Origin of the sequence: Limnohabitans sp. JirII-29 (assembly GCF_003063395.1) — a bacterium.
Classification (GTDB): Bacteria; Pseudomonadota; Gammaproteobacteria; order Burkholderiales; family Burkholderiaceae_C; genus Limnohabitans.
Window position 1 is genome coordinate 171,318 of sequence record NZ_NESB01000003.1, and the last position, 19,274, is coordinate 190,591.

21 protein-coding genes are annotated in these 19,274 nt (G+C 56.3%); 13 read left to right on the forward strand and 8 right to left on the reverse strand.

Features of this window, described 5'->3' with window-relative positions; translation table 11 throughout:
- Positions 1-54 precede the first annotated feature (54 nt).
- The gene (locus B9Z39_RS05920) at positions 55-624 is read left to right on the forward strand and encodes an NADPH-dependent FMN reductase (protein WP_100144926.1); all 570 of its coding nucleotides are present in this window, start codon (positions 55-57) and stop codon (positions 622-624) included.
- On the opposite strand, the gene B9Z39_RS05925 is transcribed toward B9Z39_RS05920, so the two are convergent.
- On the reverse strand, positions 594-1,772 hold the full coding sequence (locus tag B9Z39_RS05925; RefSeq protein WP_108301041.1) for an iron-containing alcohol dehydrogenase: 1,179 nt from the start codon (positions 1,770-1,772) through the stop codon (positions 594-596). The genes B9Z39_RS05920 and B9Z39_RS05925 overlap by 31 nt on opposite strands.
- A gap of 39 nt (positions 1,773-1,811) precedes the next feature.
- On the opposite strand from B9Z39_RS05925, the gene B9Z39_RS05930 reads away from it, so the two are divergent.
- The 3 genes from B9Z39_RS05930 to B9Z39_RS05940 all read left to right on the forward strand — a co-directional run bounded on the left by B9Z39_RS05930 (position 1,812) and on the right by B9Z39_RS05940 (position 4,170).
- Positions 1,812-2,774: an alpha/beta hydrolase gene (locus B9Z39_RS05930; protein WP_108301042.1), complete on the forward strand. Its 963-nt coding sequence runs from the start codon at positions 1,812-1,814 to the stop codon at positions 2,772-2,774.
- Positions 2,771-3,631: a YbgC/FadM family acyl-CoA thioesterase gene (locus B9Z39_RS05935; protein ID WP_108301043.1), complete on the forward strand. Its 861-nt coding sequence runs from the start codon at positions 2,771-2,773 to the stop codon at positions 3,629-3,631. The genes B9Z39_RS05930 and B9Z39_RS05935 overlap by 4 nt, the downstream gene beginning before the upstream one ends.
- Positions 3,632-3,726: 95 nt before the next feature.
- Positions 3,727-4,170 (forward strand): PaaI family thioesterase, encoded by a 444-nt coding sequence (locus B9Z39_RS05940; protein ID WP_100145137.1) that lies wholly within the window; start codon positions 3,727-3,729, stop codon positions 4,168-4,170.
- A 33-nt stretch (positions 4,171-4,203) separates the two neighbouring features.
- Here the strand turns inward: B9Z39_RS05940 and B9Z39_RS05945 are convergent, their stop codons facing one another.
- The gene (locus B9Z39_RS05945; RefSeq protein WP_108301044.1) at positions 4,204-5,160 is read right to left on the reverse strand and encodes a folate-binding protein YgfZ; all 957 of its coding nucleotides are present in this window, start codon (positions 5,158-5,160) and stop codon (positions 4,204-4,206) included.
- Between the two features lie 46 nt (positions 5,161-5,206).
- Between B9Z39_RS05945 and mltG the strand changes: the two genes are divergently transcribed.
- The 5 genes from mltG to B9Z39_RS05970 are packed head-to-tail and all read left to right on the forward strand — an operon-like array spanning position 5,207 to position 9,354.
- Positions 5,207-6,223, forward strand: coding sequence for an endolytic transglycosylase MltG (gene mltG / locus B9Z39_RS05950; protein ID WP_233248927.1), 1,017 nt, complete (start codon positions 5,207-5,209; stop codon positions 6,221-6,223).
- Positions 6,224-6,239: 16 nt separating this feature from the next.
- Positions 6,240-6,878: a dTMP kinase gene (gene tmk / locus B9Z39_RS05955; protein WP_108301046.1), complete on the forward strand. Its 639-nt coding sequence runs from the start codon at positions 6,240-6,242 to the stop codon at positions 6,876-6,878.
- Positions 6,875-7,894 (forward strand): DNA polymerase III subunit delta', encoded by a 1,020-nt coding sequence (locus tag B9Z39_RS05960; protein WP_233248928.1) that lies wholly within the window; start codon positions 6,875-6,877, stop codon positions 7,892-7,894. The genes tmk and B9Z39_RS05960 overlap by 4 nt, the downstream gene beginning before the upstream one ends.
- Positions 7,895-7,900: 6 nt before the next feature.
- Complete coding sequence (locus B9Z39_RS05965) at positions 7,901-8,695, forward strand: TatD family hydrolase (RefSeq protein ID WP_108301047.1); 795 nt, start codon at positions 7,901-7,903, stop codon at positions 8,693-8,695.
- Positions 8,692-9,354, forward strand: coding sequence for an ankyrin repeat domain-containing protein (locus B9Z39_RS05970; RefSeq protein WP_108301048.1), 663 nt, complete (start codon positions 8,692-8,694; stop codon positions 9,352-9,354). Before B9Z39_RS05965 ends, B9Z39_RS05970 begins: the two co-directional genes overlap by 4 nt.
- Positions 9,355-9,357: 3 nt before the next feature.
- On the opposite strand, the gene B9Z39_RS05975 is transcribed toward B9Z39_RS05970, so the two are convergent.
- Entirely contained in the window at positions 9,358-10,206 is an 849-nt protein-coding gene (locus B9Z39_RS05975; RefSeq protein ID WP_108301049.1) for a fumarylacetoacetate hydrolase family protein, read from the reverse strand.
- 156 nt (positions 10,207-10,362) lie between these two features.
- On the opposite strand from B9Z39_RS05975, the gene B9Z39_RS05980 reads away from it, so the two are divergent.
- Positions 10,363-11,349, forward strand: coding sequence for a tripartite tricarboxylate transporter substrate binding protein (locus B9Z39_RS05980; protein WP_100144948.1), 987 nt, complete (start codon positions 10,363-10,365; stop codon positions 11,347-11,349).
- Here B9Z39_RS05980 and B9Z39_RS05985 read toward each other — a convergent pair.
- Both B9Z39_RS05985 and B9Z39_RS05990 read right to left on the reverse strand, forming a co-directional pair.
- Complete coding sequence (locus tag B9Z39_RS05985; protein ID WP_100144950.1) at positions 11,336-11,878, reverse strand: VOC family protein; 543 nt, start codon at positions 11,876-11,878, stop codon at positions 11,336-11,338. The genes B9Z39_RS05980 and B9Z39_RS05985 overlap by 14 nt on opposite strands.
- Before the next feature lie 12 nt (positions 11,879-11,890).
- A complete protein-coding gene (locus tag B9Z39_RS05990) occupies positions 11,891-12,337 on the reverse strand; it encodes a nuclear transport factor 2 family protein (protein WP_108301050.1) in 447 nt (148 codons plus the stop codon).
- A 201-nt stretch (positions 12,338-12,538) separates the two neighbouring features.
- Between B9Z39_RS05990 and B9Z39_RS16875 the strand changes: the two genes are divergently transcribed.
- Genes B9Z39_RS16875 through B9Z39_RS06000 form a run of 3 tightly spaced genes read left to right on the forward strand, consistent with a single transcriptional unit; the run spans position 12,539 to position 14,458 of the window.
- Positions 12,539-13,042 (forward strand): VC1465 family Xer recombination activation factor, encoded by a 504-nt coding sequence (locus tag B9Z39_RS16875; RefSeq protein ID WP_146183287.1) that lies wholly within the window; start codon positions 12,539-12,541, stop codon positions 13,040-13,042.
- Complete coding sequence (locus tag B9Z39_RS05995) at positions 13,039-13,620, forward strand: hypothetical protein (RefSeq protein WP_108301051.1); 582 nt, start codon at positions 13,039-13,041, stop codon at positions 13,618-13,620. The genes B9Z39_RS16875 and B9Z39_RS05995 overlap by 4 nt, the downstream gene beginning before the upstream one ends.
- Entirely contained in the window at positions 13,595-14,458 is an 864-nt protein-coding gene (locus B9Z39_RS06000) for a hypothetical protein (protein WP_146183288.1), read from the forward strand. Before B9Z39_RS05995 ends, B9Z39_RS06000 begins: the two co-directional genes overlap by 26 nt.
- A 343-nt stretch (positions 14,459-14,801) precedes the next feature.
- Here the strand turns inward: B9Z39_RS06000 and B9Z39_RS06005 are convergent, their stop codons facing one another.
- From B9Z39_RS06005 to B9Z39_RS06015, 3 genes are all read right to left on the reverse strand, one after another.
- Positions 14,802-16,289 (reverse strand): ATP-binding protein, encoded by a 1,488-nt coding sequence (locus B9Z39_RS06005; protein ID WP_158269462.1) that lies wholly within the window; start codon positions 16,287-16,289, stop codon positions 14,802-14,804.
- Between the two features lie 670 nt (positions 16,290-16,959).
- Complete coding sequence (locus tag B9Z39_RS06010; RefSeq protein ID WP_100144956.1) at positions 16,960-17,772, reverse strand: ABC transporter substrate-binding protein; 813 nt, start codon at positions 17,770-17,772, stop codon at positions 16,960-16,962.
- A 29-nt stretch (positions 17,773-17,801) separates the two neighbouring features.
- Positions 17,802-19,229 carry an aldehyde dehydrogenase family protein gene (locus B9Z39_RS06015; RefSeq protein ID WP_100144958.1) on the reverse strand — a complete coding sequence of 476 codons (1,428 nt, stop codon included), beginning with the start codon at positions 19,227-19,229 and terminating at the stop codon, positions 17,802-17,804.
- Between the last annotated feature and the right edge of the window lie 45 nt (positions 19,230-19,274).

The following is a 19,274-nucleotide window of genomic DNA, read 5'->3' on the forward strand; positions in this document are numbered from 1 at the left end:
TACGCTGGGCATATTGCGTAAGCTCAGACACTTCGTCATTGATAGGAGAACGTGATAGGTCAATATCAGATCACCGTCTTAATTGGCAGCCTGCGTCAAGATTCTTTCAACCGAAGATTGGCCACTGCCATGGCTAAGCTGGCACCACCGGACTTTTCGTTCAAGCAGGCGCAAATCAACGATCTGCCGCTTTACAACCAAGACGATGATGCCCAACAGGCCGCATCTGTTTTGCGCCTGAAAGCGGACATCAAGATGGCGCATGGACTGCTCTTTGTCACACCTGAATACAACCGATCCATCCCTGGTGTGCTCAAAAATGCCATCGATCATGCGTCGCGCCCTTACGGTCAAAGTGCGTGGGCAGGCAAACCTGCTGGCGTGTTGGGTGTTTCGGTAGGAGCGATTGGCACCGCATTGGCACAACAACACTTGCGCAATGTTCTGGCTTATTTAGATGTCCCAACACTGGGTCAACCTGAAGCATTCATTCAAGCCAAAGAGGAGCTGTTTGGCCCCGATGGTGGAATTGGCGAGGGCAGTCAAAAGTTTCTTCAAGGCTGGATGAACCAATACGTGGCCTGGGTGAAACATCACAGCGCAGCTTCCAGCATGTCTCGGTAGTCCTGAGCGCTCGCTAGGCGAGGGTTGGTTTTGTGGCAATGGTCTGCCAGCGCACCTTCAATCACGGCGTCAAAACAAGCGCGCGCCACGCCCATCTGCGCCAAACCTGAGGGCAAGCCCAGCCGTGCATTCATGGCCGTGATGGCTTGGGCTACGGCCTCGGCAGCCTGAGTGGCCGAGGCGGCGGATGTCGAGGCATCCCCGATGCTGCCCAGCCCCATGGCATAGGCCATGCGCTGCAGGCGCCGCTCGCGCTGCACCGACTCGGCGGCCGCATTGAAGCGCACCACCGCAGGCAAGAACATGGCATTCAAGGTGCCGTGGTGCAGGCGTGGGTTGACGCCGCCCAGACTGTGACTCAGCGAGTGCACGCAGCCCAAACCCTTTTGAAACGCCATGGCACCTTGCATGGAGGCACTCATCATGTTCAGGCGTGCCTCGCGGTCTTGGCCGTTGGCCGTGGCGCGTTCGATGTGGGCCCAGCCTCGGGTCAAGCCGTCCAGCGCAATGCCGTCTGCGGGCGGGTTGAAGGGCACCGCCATGAAGGTCTCCATGCAGTGGGCGATGGCATCCATGCCGGTGGCTGCGGTGAGCAGGGGCGGCAAGCCCAGGGTGAGTTCGGGGTCGAGCAGCGCCGCCTTGGGCATCAGGTCCCATGAATGAAAGCCGAGCTTGCGGCCATCGTCCACGATCACAATGGCGCCGCGCGCCACCTCGCTGCCGGTGCCGGCAGTGGTGGGCACCGCAATCAACGGGGCCACGGCTGACGTGATTTTGGGTGACCCGCCTTCGATGGTGGCGTAGGTTTTGAGCGGGCCCGGATGGGTGGCCGCAATGGCCACGCCTTTGGCGCAGTCGATGGACGAGCCGCCACCCAGGGCAATCAGACCATCGCATTGGTGGGCGTGGTACACCGCCACAGCAGCACGCACGGCGGCCTCGGTTGGGTTGGAAGGGGTTTGGTCAAACACCGCCACCGCGACACCCGGCAAGGCGTCGAGCGCTTTTTGCAAAATGCCCACCGCTTTGACACCGGCATCGGTGACGATGAGGGGGCGCAGGATGTGTGCTTTTTGACATTCAGCCGCCAAGGTGCTGAGCACGCCAAAGTCGATCTGAATGTTCGTGAGGTAGAGAATTTGAGCCATGGCAAACTATAAAAGCCTCTTTCACGAAATGCACGCCCCATGAGTCACCCTCGCAACCCTCAAAGTCTGCTCACACCCGCCATGCGCCAGGTGCTGCACGCCATCGCCAAAGCGGGGCGTCCGCCCCTCGCCATGTTGAGCGCCCAACAAGCCAAAGAGGCCTATGCCGCTGGCGCGGGTGTGTTGGAGCCTGACCCGCAAAAAATGGCGCGTGACGACACCTTGCACATCCCCACACGCGACGGCGCATTGCTGCCTGCCAAGTTGTGGGCGCAACACCCCAAGCCTCAGATGCCCGTGTTGCTCTACTTTCATGGCGGTGGGTTCACGGTGGGCAGCCCGCAAACCCATGAAGCCTTATGCAAACACCTGGCCCATTTGGCCCAGTGCGCGGTGTTGTCGCTGGACTATCGGCTGGCACCCGAACACACCTTTCCCACCGCGCACCACGACGCCTTCGACGCCTTACAGTGGTTGGTGCAGCACGCGCCAGAGCTGGGGCTTGACCCGACGCGCATGGCCATTGGGGGTGACAGTGCAGGGGGCACATTGACGGCTGCCACCGCCATCGCAGCGCGCGATGCAGGCATTGATCTGAAGCTGCAACTGATGTTTTACCCCGGCTGCTCGCCCGAGCACATGGCTTCGGCGGATACGTTTGAGAAGGGATTTTTGCTGGAGAAGTCGAGCATCGATTACTTCTACAAGCACTACTTGCCCAACGCTGCGGATCGACGTGACCCACGGTTTTCACCGCTGTTGGTCGGCGACGTTTCAGGTGTGGCACCTGCATGGCTGGGATTGGCCGAGTGCGACCCGCTGGTCGACGAGGGCGTGGCCTATGCCGACCATTTGCGGGCGCAAGGCGTGTCGGTGGACTTGGAAATTTACAAGGGCGTGGTCCACAGCTTCATCCAGATGGGCCGCGTCATCCCTGAGGCGTTGAGCGCCCATGCCGATGCGGCACGCGCGCTGCGCCATGCCTTTGGAGAACACGCATGACACGCAACGACTTTCGCTTGCTGCATCGCCTGCGCGTGCGTTGGGCCGAGGTGGACATGCAAAAAATTGTCTTCAACGGCCACTACCTGATGTACTTTGACACCGCCATGGCCGACTACTGGCGCGCGCTGGCCTTGCCGTATGAGCAAACCATGCACGCCTTGGGCGGCGACTTGTATGTGAAGAAAGCCAGCGTGGAATACCACGCCTCAGCCCGTTACGACGACCAACTGGACGTGGGCCTGAAATGCCAACGCATTGGCAATTCATCGATGCAATTTGTAGGCGGTATTTTTTGTGGTGACCAACTGCTGATCACAGGCGAGCTAATTTATGTGTATGCCAACCCAGCCACGCAAACTTCGCTGCCTGTGCCCGAGAGCTTGCGTGCCATTTTTCAGGGCTTCGAAGGCGGTGAAGCCATGACCACCTGCCAAGTGGGCGCCTGGGATGTGCTGCAAGCCTCTGCCCAAGCCGTGCGCACCGATGTGTTTGTGGGCGAACAAGGCATTGCCCCCGAAGACGAATGGGATGCGGCCGACGCCACCGCCGTGCACGCCGTGCTGAGCAACCGCTACGGTGTGCCGTTGGGCACGGCGCGCTTGCTACAACCCGAAGCGGGTGTGGCGCAGATGGGTCGCATGGCCGTGACGCGGCTGATGCGCGGCTCGGGCTTTGGCCACCAGTTGTTAGAGGCGTTGGTGCAAGCCGCGCTGGCACGCGGAGACACCGAAGTGCGTTTGCATGCGCAACGCAGCGCCGAAGGTTTTTACAAACGCCAAGGCTTTGAGCCGTATGGCGAGCCGTTTGACGAGGTGGGCATCCCCCACATTGAGATGCGCCGCAGCTTGGTGTGAACGCGCTGCACGAACGCAGCGTCTGGATGTCACACATGCGCTTGTTGAGGTCGGCGTCGCGACGCACAGTTAACCTGCATCAACAGGAGACCATCATGCATCGGACACAGGAAAACAACGTAAGCGCTTTGACACCACTGGCGCGCGCTGACCTTGAAGCCGTGATCAAAATAACGCCGTTCGCGCAGATGCTAGGCGCTGAGTTGGGAGAGTACGGTGATGGCATAGCCCACCTTTCGGTGACGCTTCGGCCTGATCTGACCATGCACATGGGTTTCGCGCATGGTGCGGTGATCGGTTTCTTGGCAGACAGTGCCTGTGCTTGGGCAGCCGCGTCTGTGGTGGGTAATGTGGTGACCTCGGAATACAAACTCAATCTGATAGCCCCCGGAATCGGAGAACAGTTGCGAGCCGAAGGTCGGGTGCTGAAATCAGCGAGCCGCAACTTGGTGTGCATGGCCAACGTCTATGCTGTGACTCAGGGCAAATCCAATCTGGTTGCCATCGCACTGGCCACGATCACACGATTCAGCAGATAGAACACTGACGCGTAGCGAGCAAGTGTCGTTTGCTCAAATGTCGTCGCGCAGCGGATAGGGCAGGGGCAACAAGTGCAGCAGGGAACCTTGCGCAGCGCCCAAATGCAGGCTGTGCCCTTGGGTGGCTGAGAGCTGCAACTCGGCGATGGCCACATGACAGTCGCCATCGGTCGCAGCTTGAGCCACCAAGCCACAAGGCTGGTTCGCGTCTGCGCTGGAAAAAACTTCTTGGCCCGCACGCATGGGCACATCGGCTTGCACAATGAAGGCACGGCGCTTCAAGGTGCCACGGAACTGGCTGCGCGCCACCACCTCTTGGCCGGGGTAGCAGCCTTTTTTAAAGTTCACTCCATCCACCGACTCATAGTTGAGCATCTGCGGCACAAAGGCTTCAAAGGTCGCTTGCTCAACCCAAGCCACGCCACTCATGACCTCGCCCACATGCCATGACTCTGACGTCAACGTGGCGAAACCTGTCAACGCAGAGGACGCGGCGCTGTTGACCGGGGCCAGCCACAAGGCACGTGTCACACCCTGTGAGGGGTAAATGGTCAGCACATCGGCGCTGTCGGGCCCCTCGTTCACCACATGGCGCAACCAGGGAGCCGTGGATGCATGAGGACCGCACACGTGTTGCACCACATCGCCCGATAGGCCCAGCAACGTGAACTCGGCGGTGGCATCGCTCAGTTTGGCTTTGGCGCGCAGCACAAACATCGACAACCGTTTGAGGGTTTGAGCCAGTAAGTCGCGGCGGCACACCAGCAACACCTCGTCGGCAGCACGCTTGTACAGCACAAAGCTGGCTTGCATGCGGCCTTTGGCATTGCAGTACGCCGCCAAGCGGCCATGCTGCGCATCCAGCAGCAGCACGTCTTGCGTGAGTTGGTTGTGCAAAAAGTTGGCGGCGTCGGCACCGCTGACACGGATCACGCCGAGGTCAGGCAGCGGGCTCACGCCGTGGGGCAGGGGGGAAGGGGTCAAAGGCATGGCTGAATTATCATGCCCGCTTCAACATCGAGACGGGAACAGGGTTGTGACAAGGCATGTCAAACGGATCTTCTGGACATTGGCGTGCGCGCTGGTCCTGGCTGCAAGTGCCGCCGCTTGGTGGGTGTTGCGACCTTTGCCGTTGACTGCGGCGACGGTGGATGTGTCCATCGAGCCCCAAACGCCGGTGCGAGGCATTGCACAAGTGGTGGTGGCGTCGGGCGTCAACATCGACCCCGATGTGTTGTATGTGTTTTTCAGAGCCAGTGGCCAGTCGCGCAAGCTGCGCGCTGGCAGCTACGAAATCACCCAAGGCAACACCGCCTTGGATGTGTTGCGCAAACTCAGCCGGGGCGAAGAAAGCCTCAAGGCCGTGACCCTGGTGGAGGGCTGGACGTGGCGGCAGTTCAGGGCAGCCTTGGCCAAGGCTGAAGGCCTCAAGCACGACAGCGCAGGGTTGGCAGACGAAGCGGTGATGACGGCCCTAGGCCTGCCTGGCACTGCACCTGAAGGACGCTTCTACCCCGACACCTACACCTACGGCAAAGGCAGTTCCGAGTTGCACTTGATGCAACGTGCCGCCAAGGCCATGACAAAGCATTTGGCCGCCGTGTGGGCCCAGCGAGCCCCCAATGTGGCACTACAAAACGCCGAGGAGGCCTTGGTTCTGGCCAGCATTGTGGAAAAAGAAACCGGCCGAGAGAGCGACCGCACCATGATCAGCAGCGTGTTTCACAACCGTCTGCGCCTTGGCATGCCGCTGCAAACCGATCCCACCGTGATCTATGGGTTAGGCGAGTCGTTTGACGGCAATTTGCGCCGATCAGACTTGCGTACCGACCATCCCTGGAACACCTACACCCGCAAAGGCCTGCCCCCCACCCCCATTGCCATGCCAGGACGCAACGCCCTGAAAGCGGCGGTGCAACCTGCCAGCAGCCAAGCGCTGTACTTTGTAGCGCGGGGCGACGGCAGCAGTCAGTTCAGCGATTCGCTGGACGCCCACAACGCCGCAGTCAACCGCTACCAACGTCTGGGTGCCGCAGCGACGCAGGCAAAATAGCGGCTCTGAAGGTTTTATGACACACACCGGTTTGTTCATCAGTTTTGAAGGCATCGACGGCGCTGGCAAGTCCACCCACATTGACGGACTGGCCAAGGCGTTCAAAGCGCAGGGCCGTCACGTCACGCTCACCCGCGAGCCTGGCGGCACGCCATTGGCCGAAAAGTTGCGCGACATGGTGTTGCACGACGCCATGGACCCACTGACCGAAGCCTTGTTGATTTTTGCCGCACGTCGTGACCATTTGCAGCAAGTCATCGAGCCCGCTCTGGCGCGTGGTGAGGTGGTGTTGTGCGACCGTTTCACCGATGCCACCTTTGCCTACCAAGGCAGCGGCCGAGGCTTTGACCTCGCCGTGTTGCAACAGCTGGAAGCGTGGGTGCAACACACGCCCGACGGTTTGCGCCAACCCGATGTGACGGTGTGGTTTGAACTCGACCCCGAGGTGGCTGCGGTTCGCTTAGCGGGTGCGCGGGTTCCCGACCGCTTTGAAGCGCAGCCCCTGGCTTTCTTCCAAAAGGTTTCCGACGGCTATTCACAGCGCGCACAAGGCGATCCGCAACGCTTTGTACGCTTGGACGCCGCGCAATCACGTGAGGCCGTGTGGCAACAGCTGCACCAGCAGTTTGTGCAACACGGAAGGTTGACGCTGTGAGCGAATCACCTGCCAACACGCGCAGCGTGCTCAGCCCCTGGTTGCAAGGCCAGCTCACCACCTTGTTGGCGCGCCAAGGCCATGCGTGGTTGTTGCAAGGCCCTTCTGGTTTGGGTCAATACACCTTGGCCTTGGAGTTGGCACGCGCCTGGTTGTGCGACGCACCCACAGCGCATGGCGCTTGCTACCAGTGCCGCAGTTGCCACGCCGTGGATGTGCGCACCCATGCCGACTTGTGCACCTTGATGCCTGAAACCCTGGCACTGGAACTGCGTTGGCCGCTGGACGAAAAAACCCAGAAAGACCTGGACGATAAAAAGCGCAAGCCCAGCAAAGAAATTCGGGTAGAAGCCGCGCGCGACATGGTGGGGTTCAGTCAGCAAACGCGCTCGGGGGGCAAAACCAAGGTGGTGCTGGTGTATCCGGCAGAGCGCATGAACCACATCACGGCCAACACCATTTTGAAAACTCTGGAAGAGCCACCGGGCGAAACCCGCTTTGTGCTGGCCAGTGAAGCCGCCCACATGTTGCTGCCCACCATTCGCAGCCGTTGCCAAACCCACACCATGGTGTGGCCCAATGTGGACGAATCCCTGGCCTGGTTGCAAGGGCAGGGCGTGTCGGATGCCGATGCCCCTGTGCTGCTGCGTGCCGCTGGCGGACGTACTGAAGACGCGTTGGCATTGGCAGGCAGCGGTTTGAAAGCGGCCCATTGGGCCGCCTTGCCCAAAGCGATTGCGCGTGGCGATGTGTCGGCCGTGTCTGACGGCACCCCGGCGCAAGCCATTGCCATGTTGCAAAAACTCTGTCACGACTTGTTGGCCATGCGTACCGGCGCAGCGCCTCGTTTTTTCATGCCCGCCGATTTGCCTGCTGCAGGCAGCGTGGCATCGCTCAGCCAGTGGTCGCGTGATCTGATGCAAGCGGCACGCACCGCCGAGCATCCGTTCAACGCGGGGCTGATGTTTGAAGCCTTGGTGGCGCGCGCACAACTGGCTTTGCGCGCCAAATCTTGAGTACCTATGTTCACCGACTCCCATTGCCACATCAATTTCCCTGAACTCGCTGAGAACATGGGCGCTATTCGCGCTGACATGGCCACGGCCCAGGTGACGCGCGCCTTGGTGATCAGCACCACGCTGGAAAAGTTCCCCCAAGTCCACGACCTGGCCATGCAGTACGACAACTTCTGGGCCACGGTGGGCGTGCACCCTGACAACGAGGGCGTGCAAGAACCCACCGTCGAAGACTTGGTCACCCGTGCGCAATTGCCACGTGTGGTGGGCATTGGCGAAACTGGGCTGGATTACTACCGATTGGGTGAGCGCAGCGTGGCCGACATGGCATGGCAGCGTGAGCGCTTCAGAGTTCACATTCGAGCAGCACAGCAGACCCGATTGCCTCTGGTGATTCACACCCGCAGCTCCTCAGAAGACACCTTGCGCATGTTGAAAGAAGAAGGCGAAGACGGATCGGCGGGCAGTGCAGGTGGGGTCTTCCATTGCTTCACCGAAACGGCTGAAGTGGCGCGCGCCGGGTTGGACTTGGGTTTTTACATTTCGTTTTCGGGCATCTTGACGTTCAAGAACGCCCAAGACTTGCGCGACGTGGCAGCGTTTGTGCCGATGGAGCGTATCCTGATTGAAACCGACAGCCCTTACTTGGCACCCGTGCCACACCGTGGCAAAACCAACAACCCGTCGTATGTGCCTTTTGTGGCGCAACAAATTGCGCAAATCCGTGGCCTCGCGGTAGAAGAGGTGGCGCGCATCACCAGCGAAAACTTTGACCGTCTTTTTTCAGCCGTTGCCAAATGAAAAGTTTTTCTCGCCTACTCTGCGGCATTGCTTTGTGGCTGCTCGTGTCATGGGCCCATGCCGGGGCCTACGAAGATTTTTTCAAGGCCTTTGAGTTCGACAACGCACAAGAAATTCAACGGCTCTTGTCTCGTGGCATGGACCCGAACACGCCCAACGAAAACGGCGTGCCTGCGCTCGCAGTTGCCACTCGTTTGGGGGCGGCCAAATCGGCCATGTTGTTGGCGCAACACCCCAAGACTCAGGTCAATGTGGTGAATTCTGTGGACGAAACCCCCTTGATGCTGGCTGCGTTGAACAACCAACTCGACGTGGCACAGGTACTGATCGATCGGGGGGCAGAAGTCAACCGCAAAGGCTGGACACCACTGCATTACGCAGCGACCAAAGGTCATACCGCCATGATGCGTTTATTGCTAGACAACAATGCCTACATCGATGCGGAATCTCCCAATGGCACGACACCCTTGATGATGGCAGCGTATTACGGCACACCACTGTCGGTGAAACTTTTGCTAGAGGAAGGCGCCGATCCCACACCGCGCAATCAATTGCACGTGAACGCGCTGGACCTGGCGCTCAAAGCGGAGCGCGCGCAAAGCGCGTTTTACATTCGCGCATTCACCGTTGCCTGGGAAATCAGAGAGTTGGGGCAATAAAGCTCATTCAGCGACGACTTGATTGCGCAAGATACCCAAGGGGGTAACTTCAACCTCCAGCACGTCGCCAGCTTTCATGAAAATTTGAGGGTCACGTCGATGCCCCACACCGCCTGGCGTACCCGTGGCAATCACGTCACCGGGCTCCAAGCGACAAATGCCCGAGATGTAGTGGACCAACTCGGCCAAGTCCCAAGCCATCAAATCAAAGCCGCTGTGTTGCATGACCTCGCCATTCAGGCGCGTCGTCAACACCATGCTTTTCGGATCGGCAATTTCATCACGCGTCACCAGCCAAGGGCCGAAGGAGCTGCTGGCATCGAAGTTTTTGCCTGCCGTGACGCTGTGTTTTTGGTAGTCGCGCAACGAACCATCCATCACGATGCTGTAGCCCGCAATGTGCGACATGGCGTCTTTGACAGCAATGTGCCGACCTGCTTTGCCAATCATGAGGGCAACTTCACCTTCAAAGTCGAATCGATCTGAGACACGCGGCAACACAATCGGTTGGTCATGCCCGACCAAGGATTGCGGGTGTTTGCTGAACATATTGGGATGCAGCAGATCTTCTTTTCCAGCCTCCAGTTGGTGCGCTTTGTAGGCCCAACCCAGCGCGAACATGCGCATGTCTAGGCGTGGGTTGACCGGTAAAAATTTCAAGTTGGCCAATGGGTGGTCGGCCTGGGTTGTGTTGGCCACGATCTGAGAGGCTTCTTGCAACAGATCACGACTCAACAATTCGACCAAGTCCTTGCAACGCGCCCCTAAACGCTCACCCAGGTCAATGAACCCTTGTGCAGTGATGGCACCAAAGTGTGCCTGGCCGTTGATCTCGACAGTTGCAAGTTTCATCCCTGACTCCGGTGTTAATTTAAAAATAGTTTTGGATATTCTGTGGTTCAGCACAGATATTGCTGTGACGCTTGAGTGACAAACTGCACTGGGGAAGATGCCCGGTGTATTAAAAATTTCCAGTGTTAGGATTTTTTTAAACACAAGGAGACTGGGATGCGCGTGCTAAAAAATATCTTTCACCGTTGTCAGTTCGCATGCATTGCGATGGCGATGTTGTTCAGTGCGCATGCGCAAGCACAAGACTATCCCAATCGGCCGATTCGCATGGTGGTGCCGCAACCTCCAGGCGGAGGCACCGACATTTTGGGGCGCAGCGTGGCACAAAAGCTCTCTGACATCTTGCGTCAACCCGTGGTGGTCGAAAACAAAACAGGGGCAGGCTCACTGATTGGCACCGAATTTGTGGCGCGAGCCCCTGCCGATGGCTACACCTTGATGGTGGGTGGCATCTTCAACATGGTGATGAACAAAGCGCTCATCAAGAATTTGTCCTATGCGCCCGAGAAAGACTTCGTCAGTCTTGGCTATGTCTCGGCTTATCCGTTTGTGTTGTTGACACGTGCAGATTTGCCCGTCAACAACTTGGCCGAGTTCGTGACTTATGCCAAAGAACGTCCCGGTAAATTGACTTACGGTTCAGGAGGCATTGGTACGCTGCAACATGTGTGGGGTGCTATTTTGACCAGCAGCTTGGGACTAGACATGTTGCACATTCCTTTCAAAGGCGCATCTCCTGCACACCAAGAAATGATGGGTGGGCGCTTGGATGTGATGTTTGACAACATGTCTGCCTCCAAGCAATACGTGCAGTCGGGTCGCCTCAAAGGCTTGGTGGTGTCGTCAGCCGCACGCAGCCCTCAGTTGCCTAACGTCCCGACCGTCAACGAAACTGGCTTGGTGAAGTTTGAAGGGGAGAGCTGGTTTGGCATTTTTGCCCCTGCGGGCACACCAGCACCTGTGGTGGCCAAACTGCGTGAAGCTTTGGCCAACATCAACGCACAGCCTGACTTTTCAGCCAAGGTTGAGCGCGATGGAGGCCGCATGCTGAACATACCAGCCGCGCAGCAACAGAACTATTTGCGCGATGAAATTGAACGCTGGGTGAGCGCCGTGAACCGCTACAACGTCACAGCAGAGTGATGCGTTCAGCCATTTCGTGTTGCCACTGCTGCATGGGCTTACGCGATGGGTTATCACGCAAACGCTGTTCAGTGACTTGGTGAATGGCTTCATCGCTCAAAGTCAGATCGAGCATGTCGAGATAAGGCTGTTCAACATGCCATGGCGTGTCGAGGTAAATCTCGACACGGTTGACCTCGGGATCACGGAAATACAAAGACCATGAATTGCCATGATCGACGGTTTGAATGAGGGTTACATCGTCTCGCGTGCTGACCAAGTCATGCATTAGCCGCAGGTCTTTCAGATCATTCACTTGAAACGAGATTTGTTGCAAACCATAACCCGGTCCCGAGCCGGGCGGACGCCCAGTCTCCATGACCAACTGATGGTGCGACTTGGGATCACGGCTGAAAAAGACCACATGGTGGTCACGCACAAAGCCTTTGTCGGTGACCAAGAAACCCAATACCTCTTGGTAAAACTGGGCCATTTTGTCAATGTCCCACACAAACATGCCCATGTGGCGAAGTTTCAAATCTGGCAGCATGGTGTGTGTCCCTTAAACCAGTTTGAAATCGAGTTGAACTGATTTATGGGCAATCAGCCAGCGCCCATTTACGTTGCGCATGACATCTTCGTAGCGGCCCATCAACACGGGTCCAGCCATGCTCGCGGGAGTTTTGTCGCCAGGCTGCATGTCTTTTCGAAAGACCATGGCGTAAGAGTCAACATGCACCTCGGTATCTGAGATGGCTCGGCAGCGAAAGTTGGAAAGCACATGACGCACCAAAATGCCGGGTTGTCGCTTGGCCGCCCATGCACGCAAGTCTTGCGGGCCATGCAAAACACCATCCGCACGGACCCACACAGCATCTGGGGCCAAATAAGCCTCCATGGCTTGAAATTCGTCCATGTCAAAGTGGCCCATGAACGTGATCAAATTTTGTTGACATTCAAACTGAACGTCCATTGGGACAGGCTTGGATGTTGTGTCTGTTGAACTCATGGTTGGGTAAGCTTATTTGTTGATTTTGAAGGGCTGCTCAATATAGGGCCGAAGGCGTTTCCAACTGAGGGGCAAATACCCGCATTTCATTTGGATTATTTAACTTTACATAATATACATCGTATGAAGTACACTAAAAGAATCAAGCCACGTTGTCATGATGCGCAAACCCGCATCATGCTTAGTAAACGATTCAAAGCCATGATCACTCAGCTCGGCCTCACGCCTTGTACTGCTGCGCAGTTCTTGCAGGTCTCGCCACGAACTTTGCATAACTGGCTGTCATGCCACCACGATATCCCGTACACGGCTTATCGCTTGTTGCGTCTATCCCTTCATCAAGAGTTGCCGCCACCCTGGACGGGTTGGAGTTTTTCCGCTGGCCAGCTCTGGTCACCAGAAGGCTACGGTTTCAAGCCCACAGACTCCTCCTGGTGGTCATTGCTGGTTCGTCGGGCCACCTGCGCTAGCCACGTCTATCAAGAGAACTTGCAACTCAGGCGCGCGCTCGCTGCCGCTTCGCTGGTGGACACCAGCGAGCGGCGCGAAGCGCCGCTAGATTTATCACTAGGACACTTTGGAACACGTGCCACGCAGCGCATGGATTGGCCCGCGTCTTATCTTGATCCCCGTGACTGTCCTGCGCCCGGTCGCCATCCTCAGCCCAAGCGTCTGTCCCGTTTTCTGGATGGGGGTAAAGCATGAGTGCCGTCAAGAAACCCAAGAATCAGTTGCCCCCCGTTCGCACGCGTGAGGATTGCTTTACCTGGATCACAGAGGACGAATTGCAGTCCGAGCTATGGGCGGCGTTCAATTCGGCTGTGCGCCATTACCGTGAGTTCGATTTTGAGGCCGAATGCATTGCAGATTCGGCTGGTGAGCCGGTGTTGAACTCGTTCGTCAAAGGCACGCTGATCACCACCTTAGATGGCACGCCTTGGGCGGATCGTCGCTCTTTCTTTGCAATCTTTCTGAACTTGGTCGTGTGGCGCTTTCAAGCTTTGGCTGAACGCAAAGGCGTTTTTCCTGACTTTTTCATGTTTCCACCGGGTGACTTACCCGATGGCTGCCTGACGGCTTCTGACGTGTTTAAACACGATTTCTTTGGCCCTATCTTGGGTGGCCTTGTCCAAACCCTCACGTTTGACTCTGAGGAGGCTGAGCAGGCCTTCATGCGAGCCAATTTCATAAAAAAGAAGGCCCCAGCTGGTGTAGCGAGCACCACTGAGGCCATGACCACCGTTAAAAGGACTAACGATGATGGAACGAATTGTAGGCGGTGAACTCCAACGTGGACACATTGGTGGTGGACACGAACTTGTACGTCGTGATCTGGGCAATGGTCATTATGAGTACCGGTCTCGTCCACTGGTAACTTGGGAATCCGTTGCGGTTCTCTCTGACGGAGCCCACGCCGACTATCTAGACCAACGTGAGTCTTTGGCTGACGATATGCGTCAGGCGAACTTAGAACGTGCTGCGCAAAGAGCTAAAACCCGCGTTCGCCATCTCTGCAAGGTGGCTGGTGTTGACACTCTTTTGACGTTGACCTATCAGGCCAATATGCAGGATTGGGCGTTGCTCAAGGCGCACGTCAAAGAATTCAATCGGCGCATGAAGCGCTTGATTCCTGGGTGGTTCTACATTGCGGCTTTTGAGCGTCAGCACCGTGGTGCTTGGCATGTGCATATGGCTGTGCATCGTCTTCCTGCGCAGTTAGCTGCGAGCACTGGCGTTAAGGTGAAGTCCTTCAATGTTGTGCGCGCGGTTTGGCGTTCCGTCACGTGCGATCTAGGCGGTAACGTTGACGTTCAATCCAGGAAACGTAACAGTCAACGTGCGCCGTCTAAGGTTGCTGCATACCTCTCCAAGTACATGCTCAAGGCCTTCAGTGATGGTGATGCATGGAGTAATCGCTTCAGTTCTAGCAAAGGTGTGACGGTCCCTAAGCCTGAGCGTATTCGTCTGGTCGGCTACTCGTTGCTTGAAGTTGTTCAGCTCGTATTCGACGATTTGAAGACTTGTTGCAGCTCTCAGTTTGACTGCGGTATGACGCGCTTTAACGATGGCTTTTGGTTGATCCTGGACCTCAATATCAAACCAAGTGGGGTGCCCTCATGATGGCGTATCGCGTCGTAAGGGCCGCTACGTCAACGCCCACCCTTCTCTCTTGTGTGCACGTGCCCTGTGCATCGATAAAGCCCATGCGCGGGCATGGCCCTGCGGGGGGTGGAGCGCACGAGCATCTAACCGCGTCACACATGCCAGCACGCCTGCCCCTCACTTCGCGTCCTGAAAAACAAAACAAGGGCGGCGCTGCGCTAGGGTCGCGGTTTGCTGCTCACGCTTTTGGGTTGGTGTGGCGGCGAACCTGCGAAGCTCGCATGGGCGGCGTAGACCGCCCATGCGAGCCAGCAGGCAGCCGCTGTCCATCTATTTTTTGTCCACGGTTGCAAAGTCTGACTCAGCTCTTCAAAACCACCCAACGTGCCATGGTTTGATACAACACGTGTCGATCAATCGGCTTGACCAAGTAATCCTGCATCCCAGCATCCAAACAGTCGCCACGCTCGTCTGACATGGCGTTAGCAGTCACGGCAATGATGGGTAAATTTGAAAAACGAGAATCTGCGCGTAATTGTCGCGTGGCCGTGATGCCATCCATCACAGGCATTTGGACATCCATCAGCACCAAATCAAAGCCGTCAGGACTGGCGTTCAATTTATCAATCGCTTCTTGACCATTCACAGCAAACTCGGTGTGAACGTGCACACGATTGAGCAATGCAAGTAACAGCTGACGATTGAGTGCATGGTCTTCAACCAGCAACACACGGACCCCTGCCAAGTGCGAAGGACTGTCTGAATCTGCTGTTTGAGACCCCGAAACAGCTGGAACTTTTTCTGCAACTTTGAAAGGCAACTCAAGTGTGAATTGGCTGCCTTGTCCTAGCGTGCTTTTGACATCAATGTGTCCACCCATGTGTTCGGACAAATGCTGACTGATCGCCAGTCCCAAGCCCGTGCCACCGTACAAACGTGTGGTGGATGTGTCAGCTTGGCTGAACGGTTGAAACAGATGCAGCAACTGTTCCTCGCTCATTCCGACGCCATCGTCTTGAACCTCGACGCACAGTCGATAGTGATCAGCCAGAGAAACCAAAACACGCACGGCGCCACGCGGCGTGAATTTGACCGCGTTGCCAATGAGATTGTTGAGTACTTGAGACAAACGCAGTGGATCGGCCTTGATCCAGCGCGGAACATTCAAGTCGATCCGACAAGAAACCTCCAGCCCTTTGGCCTGCGCCGCGATGCGTTGAATCGATAACACTTCATCGATCAACTGTTTCAGATTGAAATCAACCGATTCAATTTGCAACTTTCCCGCTTCGATCTTTGAAAAATCAAGGATGTCGTTCAAGATACCCAACAGCGACACAGCGGCTGTATGAGCACTTCGAACATAGGTATCGGCTTGCGGTGCCAAATGCTGTTCCAGAGCCAGTTGGGTCATGCCGATGATGCCATTCATGGGAGTGCGAATTTCATGACTCATATTGGCCAAGAAATCGCTTTTGGCGCGTGTGGCAGCTTCAGCTTTGTCTCTTGATCGTGCCAAGTCGAAACGTTGCTGCCTTTCTGCACGTTCACTCACTTTGAGTCTGTGGGTCAGGTACATCGTGATGCCTAAAACAGCAATCAAGGCAGCCAGCGTCCATCCCATCAACTCCCACGTTCGGTGGACCCATTGCGATAAAACCAAATCACGACGGACATGAGACAGAACAAAGAATGGGTAGCGTGATGAAGCCCTAAAAGCAGTCAACAACTCTCCCATGTAAGTACCAATTTCTTGACGCTGGATCTCTGGCAATAAAGCAGGAAGGCTAAACACCGAACCCAAAGGCAGCTCGGCAGAGGTAAGTAAGGTGTTGCCGTCAAAACGCACCAACTCGTAACCATCTGTCTCAGATTGGCTGTAGCGTGAAAACCGGTTCAACAAATAGTCAGGATTGAGCGTCGCAACGACCCATACTTGCTCGCGACCTGCGCCAAGTCGAAGAACCAAAGGAATGAAATATGGCGAATTTGCTGCACCAGGCTGCTTGGCACTGGTGATACGACCGTTGTACAGGTCCCGCCCCTCCCACACAGGCCCCAATCGCAACACCGATGAAGCCCCTGCTCCTGAGTCGTTGGGAGTGAAGGTATACAAAGGCGGCTTGAGGCCCAAATTGGCCATATGGGTACTCGCACGAATGCCCTCTTGCTCCGTCATGATTGACAGCGACCGCAACGCGGGCTGGCTGAATTGCATCCTCAACAACAGGCTGTTGAGCTCTTGCGGAGAAGCCTTGTTCAAAGGTGTCCCCGACAACTCAGGCAAGGCTCGAATCATATTTTCGATCAGTTGCAAGGTTTGTGTTGCCTGATCCTCCATCACCAACGCATTGCTCTGAGCACGTTGAAGCTCAAAGGCCAACTGCGACTCACGGTCCTTGTGGCTGAGGTAACTTACGCCCGTCAGCACCACCACCATGAACAAGGCTAAAAACCCATATGCCAGACGCGAATAAGCACTGGCAGTGAGGCTGGCATAAGCTTTGTCGGGCATCTGATCAGCGCTTCACAACAATCGGATCGAGTCGATAACGTGCTGCAATTTTGAGCAAGCGACCATCTTGTTTGATGTCCCGCACAAACTGCTCCAGCCGGTTGGCCCATCGCTCATCTCCTGGAGCGACGGCATAGGCATAGCGCGTTTCTTGGTAACGCGTGGCAGGCGCCACCAAACGGGCCCAATCGGTCGTTTCTAACATGCGCCGACTATAAGGAAAGTCGGTGATAAACACATCTGCCCTGCCCGACATCACCTCCTGTTCACGCTCGATCGATGAGTTCACAACTTGCAATGTCGCGGCCTTGAGTCGTTCTCGCATCAAAGGCTCATGCAATGTTCCCTTGATCACGGTCACCACAACGCCTGGTTTGTCAATGTCATCCCATGACTTGATGCGTCGGTTATTGCGCGTGGTGATGCCATATACATCGCTCACCAACGTGGGCTGCGTGAAACGTAACTTTTGAGCGCGTTGCGGCGTGATGCCCACGGCAAACATCGCCACATCGCACTTGTCCGAAGTCACATCAGTGATCAAGGTGGCAAATGAACTGTCTACGAACTCAACATTCACCCCCAGGTCTTTGCCCAGCTCTAACGCTAGATCGGCATCCACCCCTTCCAGCTCTTGAGTCTTGGGATTGCGCAGTGTGATGCCGTAGTAGTCAGGCCAAATACAGACATGTACTTTTTTTTCTAACAACACACGCTCTAGATGCTGGGCCGTATTTTGCGCATGCGACACACCCAAAAACACCAAAAATATGAAAAACAAAGAACCTTGGATGTATTTGCGATAACTGTTATGCATTAGCAAATCTTACATCCTAGTGCCCCAAATTACTTGGGCTCTGGCTTAAATTGCAATGCTTTGTACTCCAAAAACTCTTCAAAGCCGTATTTTCCGTTTTCACGGCCATTGCCTGACTGCTTGTAACCACCAAAAGGCGCATTGCCATTGAACGGTGCGCCATTGATATCGACCTGCCCTGTTCGTATGCGTCTGGCAACAGCCGTGGCATGGGCTTCGTCGGCACTCCATACGCCACCACCTAAACCGTAAACACTGTCATTGGCAATGCGTATCGCTTCCGCTTCGTCTTTGTAGGTGATGATCACCAACACGGGGCCAAAAATCTCTTCCTTGGCCAAGGTATCCGTAGGTTTGACGCGCAGCACCGTGGGTTGCACAAAGTAGCCGCTGGCAAATTTGGGTTTTTCCGAGCCACCGGCCACCAATTCAGCGCCCTCTTTCAGACCCAGCTGAATGAAGTCAATCACGCGGTCACGCTGCGCTGCGCTCACCAACGGACCAAGTCGGGTGGATTCGTCCAGGCTTGGGCCTAGGGTGTACTTCGCCACCACGGCTTGGGCCATCTTCTTGACCTCTTCATACTTCGACTCTGGCACCAACATACGGGTATGAGCTGAGCAGGTTTGACCACTGTTGAGCAAACACGCGCCAATGCTGCCTTTCACCGCAGCTTCCAAATCAGCATCAGCCAATATCACACTGGCAGATTTGCCCCCCAGCTCCAACGCCACGCGTTTGACGGTTTGTGCTGCCAATTCGCCCACACGCTTGCCAGCGCGGGTGGACCCTGTGAAGCTCACCATGTCCACTTCAGGGTGGCTGGCCAGCACCTCACCCACTTCAGGTCCTGTGCCATTGACCAAATTGAACACACCGGGGGGCAAACCTGCCTCGTGAATGATCTCGGCCAAAAGCATCGCGTTGACGGGTGCTATCTCACTGGGTTTGAGCACCACCGTGCAACCTGCAGCCAGGGCTGGCGCAACTTTCAAAGTGATTTGATTGAGCGGAAAATTCCATGGCGTGATGCAGCCCACCACACCTATCGGCTCGCGCACCACCAGCGAATTACCCACGCGCTCTTCCCAAACAAAGCGACGTGCCACCTTGGCCGCATTCCCCCAATTGAAGACTGGACCACCCACTTGAATCATCTTGGCCAGTTTGATCGGCATCCCAACCTCACGGGCAATCACCGTCCCCATTTCATCTGTCCGCGCCTTCAATCCCTCAACGATCTTGTCGATGTAGCCACAGCGTGTTTCCACCGCAAGCTGCGACCAACTGTCAAACGCTTTACGCGCAGCCATCACGGCCTGCTCTGCCTCCGTCCGGCTGCCTTGTGGCACGGTAGCGAACACTTCTTCTGTGCTCGAGTCATGCACTTCAAAAACTTTTGACGATTGGGCCTTGACCCATTGACCGTTGATGTAGTGGCTGTCGTAGTGCTTCAAGGCGATCTCCCAGATTCATGTTACAAAGATGCAATATAGTACATT

What these genes read in the sequence shown, in the direction of transcription:
- B9Z39_RS05925 (WP_108301041.1), bottom strand. Translation starts at nt 1,772, where the DNA reads ATGGCTCAAATTCTCTACCTCACGAACATTCAGATCGACTTTGGCGTG.
- B9Z39_RS05930 (WP_108301042.1), top strand. Translation starts at nt 1,812, where the DNA reads ATGAGTCACCCTCGCAACCCTCAAAGTCTGCTCACACCCGCCATGCGC.
- B9Z39_RS05935 (WP_108301043.1), top strand. Translation starts at nt 2,771, where the DNA reads ATGACACGCAACGACTTTCGCTTGCTGCATCGCCTGCGCGTGCGTTGG.
- B9Z39_RS05940 (WP_100145137.1), top strand. Translation starts at nt 3,727, where the DNA reads ATGCATCGGACACAGGAAAACAACGTAAGCGCTTTGACACCACTGGCG.
- B9Z39_RS05945 (WP_108301044.1), bottom strand. Translation starts at nt 5,160, where the DNA reads ATGCCTTTGACCCCTTCCCCCCTGCCCCACGGCGTGAGCCCGCTGCCT.
- tmk (WP_108301046.1), top strand. Translation starts at nt 6,240, where the DNA reads ATGACACACACCGGTTTGTTCATCAGTTTTGAAGGCATCGACGGCGCT.
- B9Z39_RS05965 (WP_108301047.1), top strand. Translation starts at nt 7,901, where the DNA reads ATGTTCACCGACTCCCATTGCCACATCAATTTCCCTGAACTCGCTGAG.
- B9Z39_RS05970 (WP_108301048.1), top strand. Translation starts at nt 8,692, where the DNA reads ATGAAAAGTTTTTCTCGCCTACTCTGCGGCATTGCTTTGTGGCTGCTC.
- B9Z39_RS05975 (WP_108301049.1), bottom strand. Translation starts at nt 10,206, where the DNA reads ATGAAACTTGCAACTGTCGAGATCAACGGCCAGGCACACTTTGGTGCC.
- B9Z39_RS05980 (WP_100144948.1), top strand. Translation starts at nt 10,363, where the DNA reads ATGCGCGTGCTAAAAAATATCTTTCACCGTTGTCAGTTCGCATGCATT.
- B9Z39_RS05985 (WP_100144950.1), bottom strand. Translation starts at nt 11,878, where the DNA reads ATGCTGCCAGATTTGAAACTTCGCCACATGGGCATGTTTGTGTGGGAC.
- B9Z39_RS05990 (WP_108301050.1), bottom strand. Translation starts at nt 12,337, where the DNA reads ATGAGTTCAACAGACACAACATCCAAGCCTGTCCCAATGGACGTTCAG.
- B9Z39_RS16875 (WP_146183287.1), top strand. Translation starts at nt 12,539, where the DNA reads ATGATCACTCAGCTCGGCCTCACGCCTTGTACTGCTGCGCAGTTCTTG.
- B9Z39_RS05995 (WP_108301051.1), top strand. Translation starts at nt 13,039, where the DNA reads ATGAGTGCCGTCAAGAAACCCAAGAATCAGTTGCCCCCCGTTCGCACG.
- B9Z39_RS06000 (WP_146183288.1), top strand. Translation starts at nt 13,595, where the DNA reads ATGATGGAACGAATTGTAGGCGGTGAACTCCAACGTGGACACATTGGT.
- B9Z39_RS06010 (WP_100144956.1), bottom strand. Translation starts at nt 17,772, where the DNA reads ATGCATAACAGTTATCGCAAATACATCCAAGGTTCTTTGTTTTTCATA.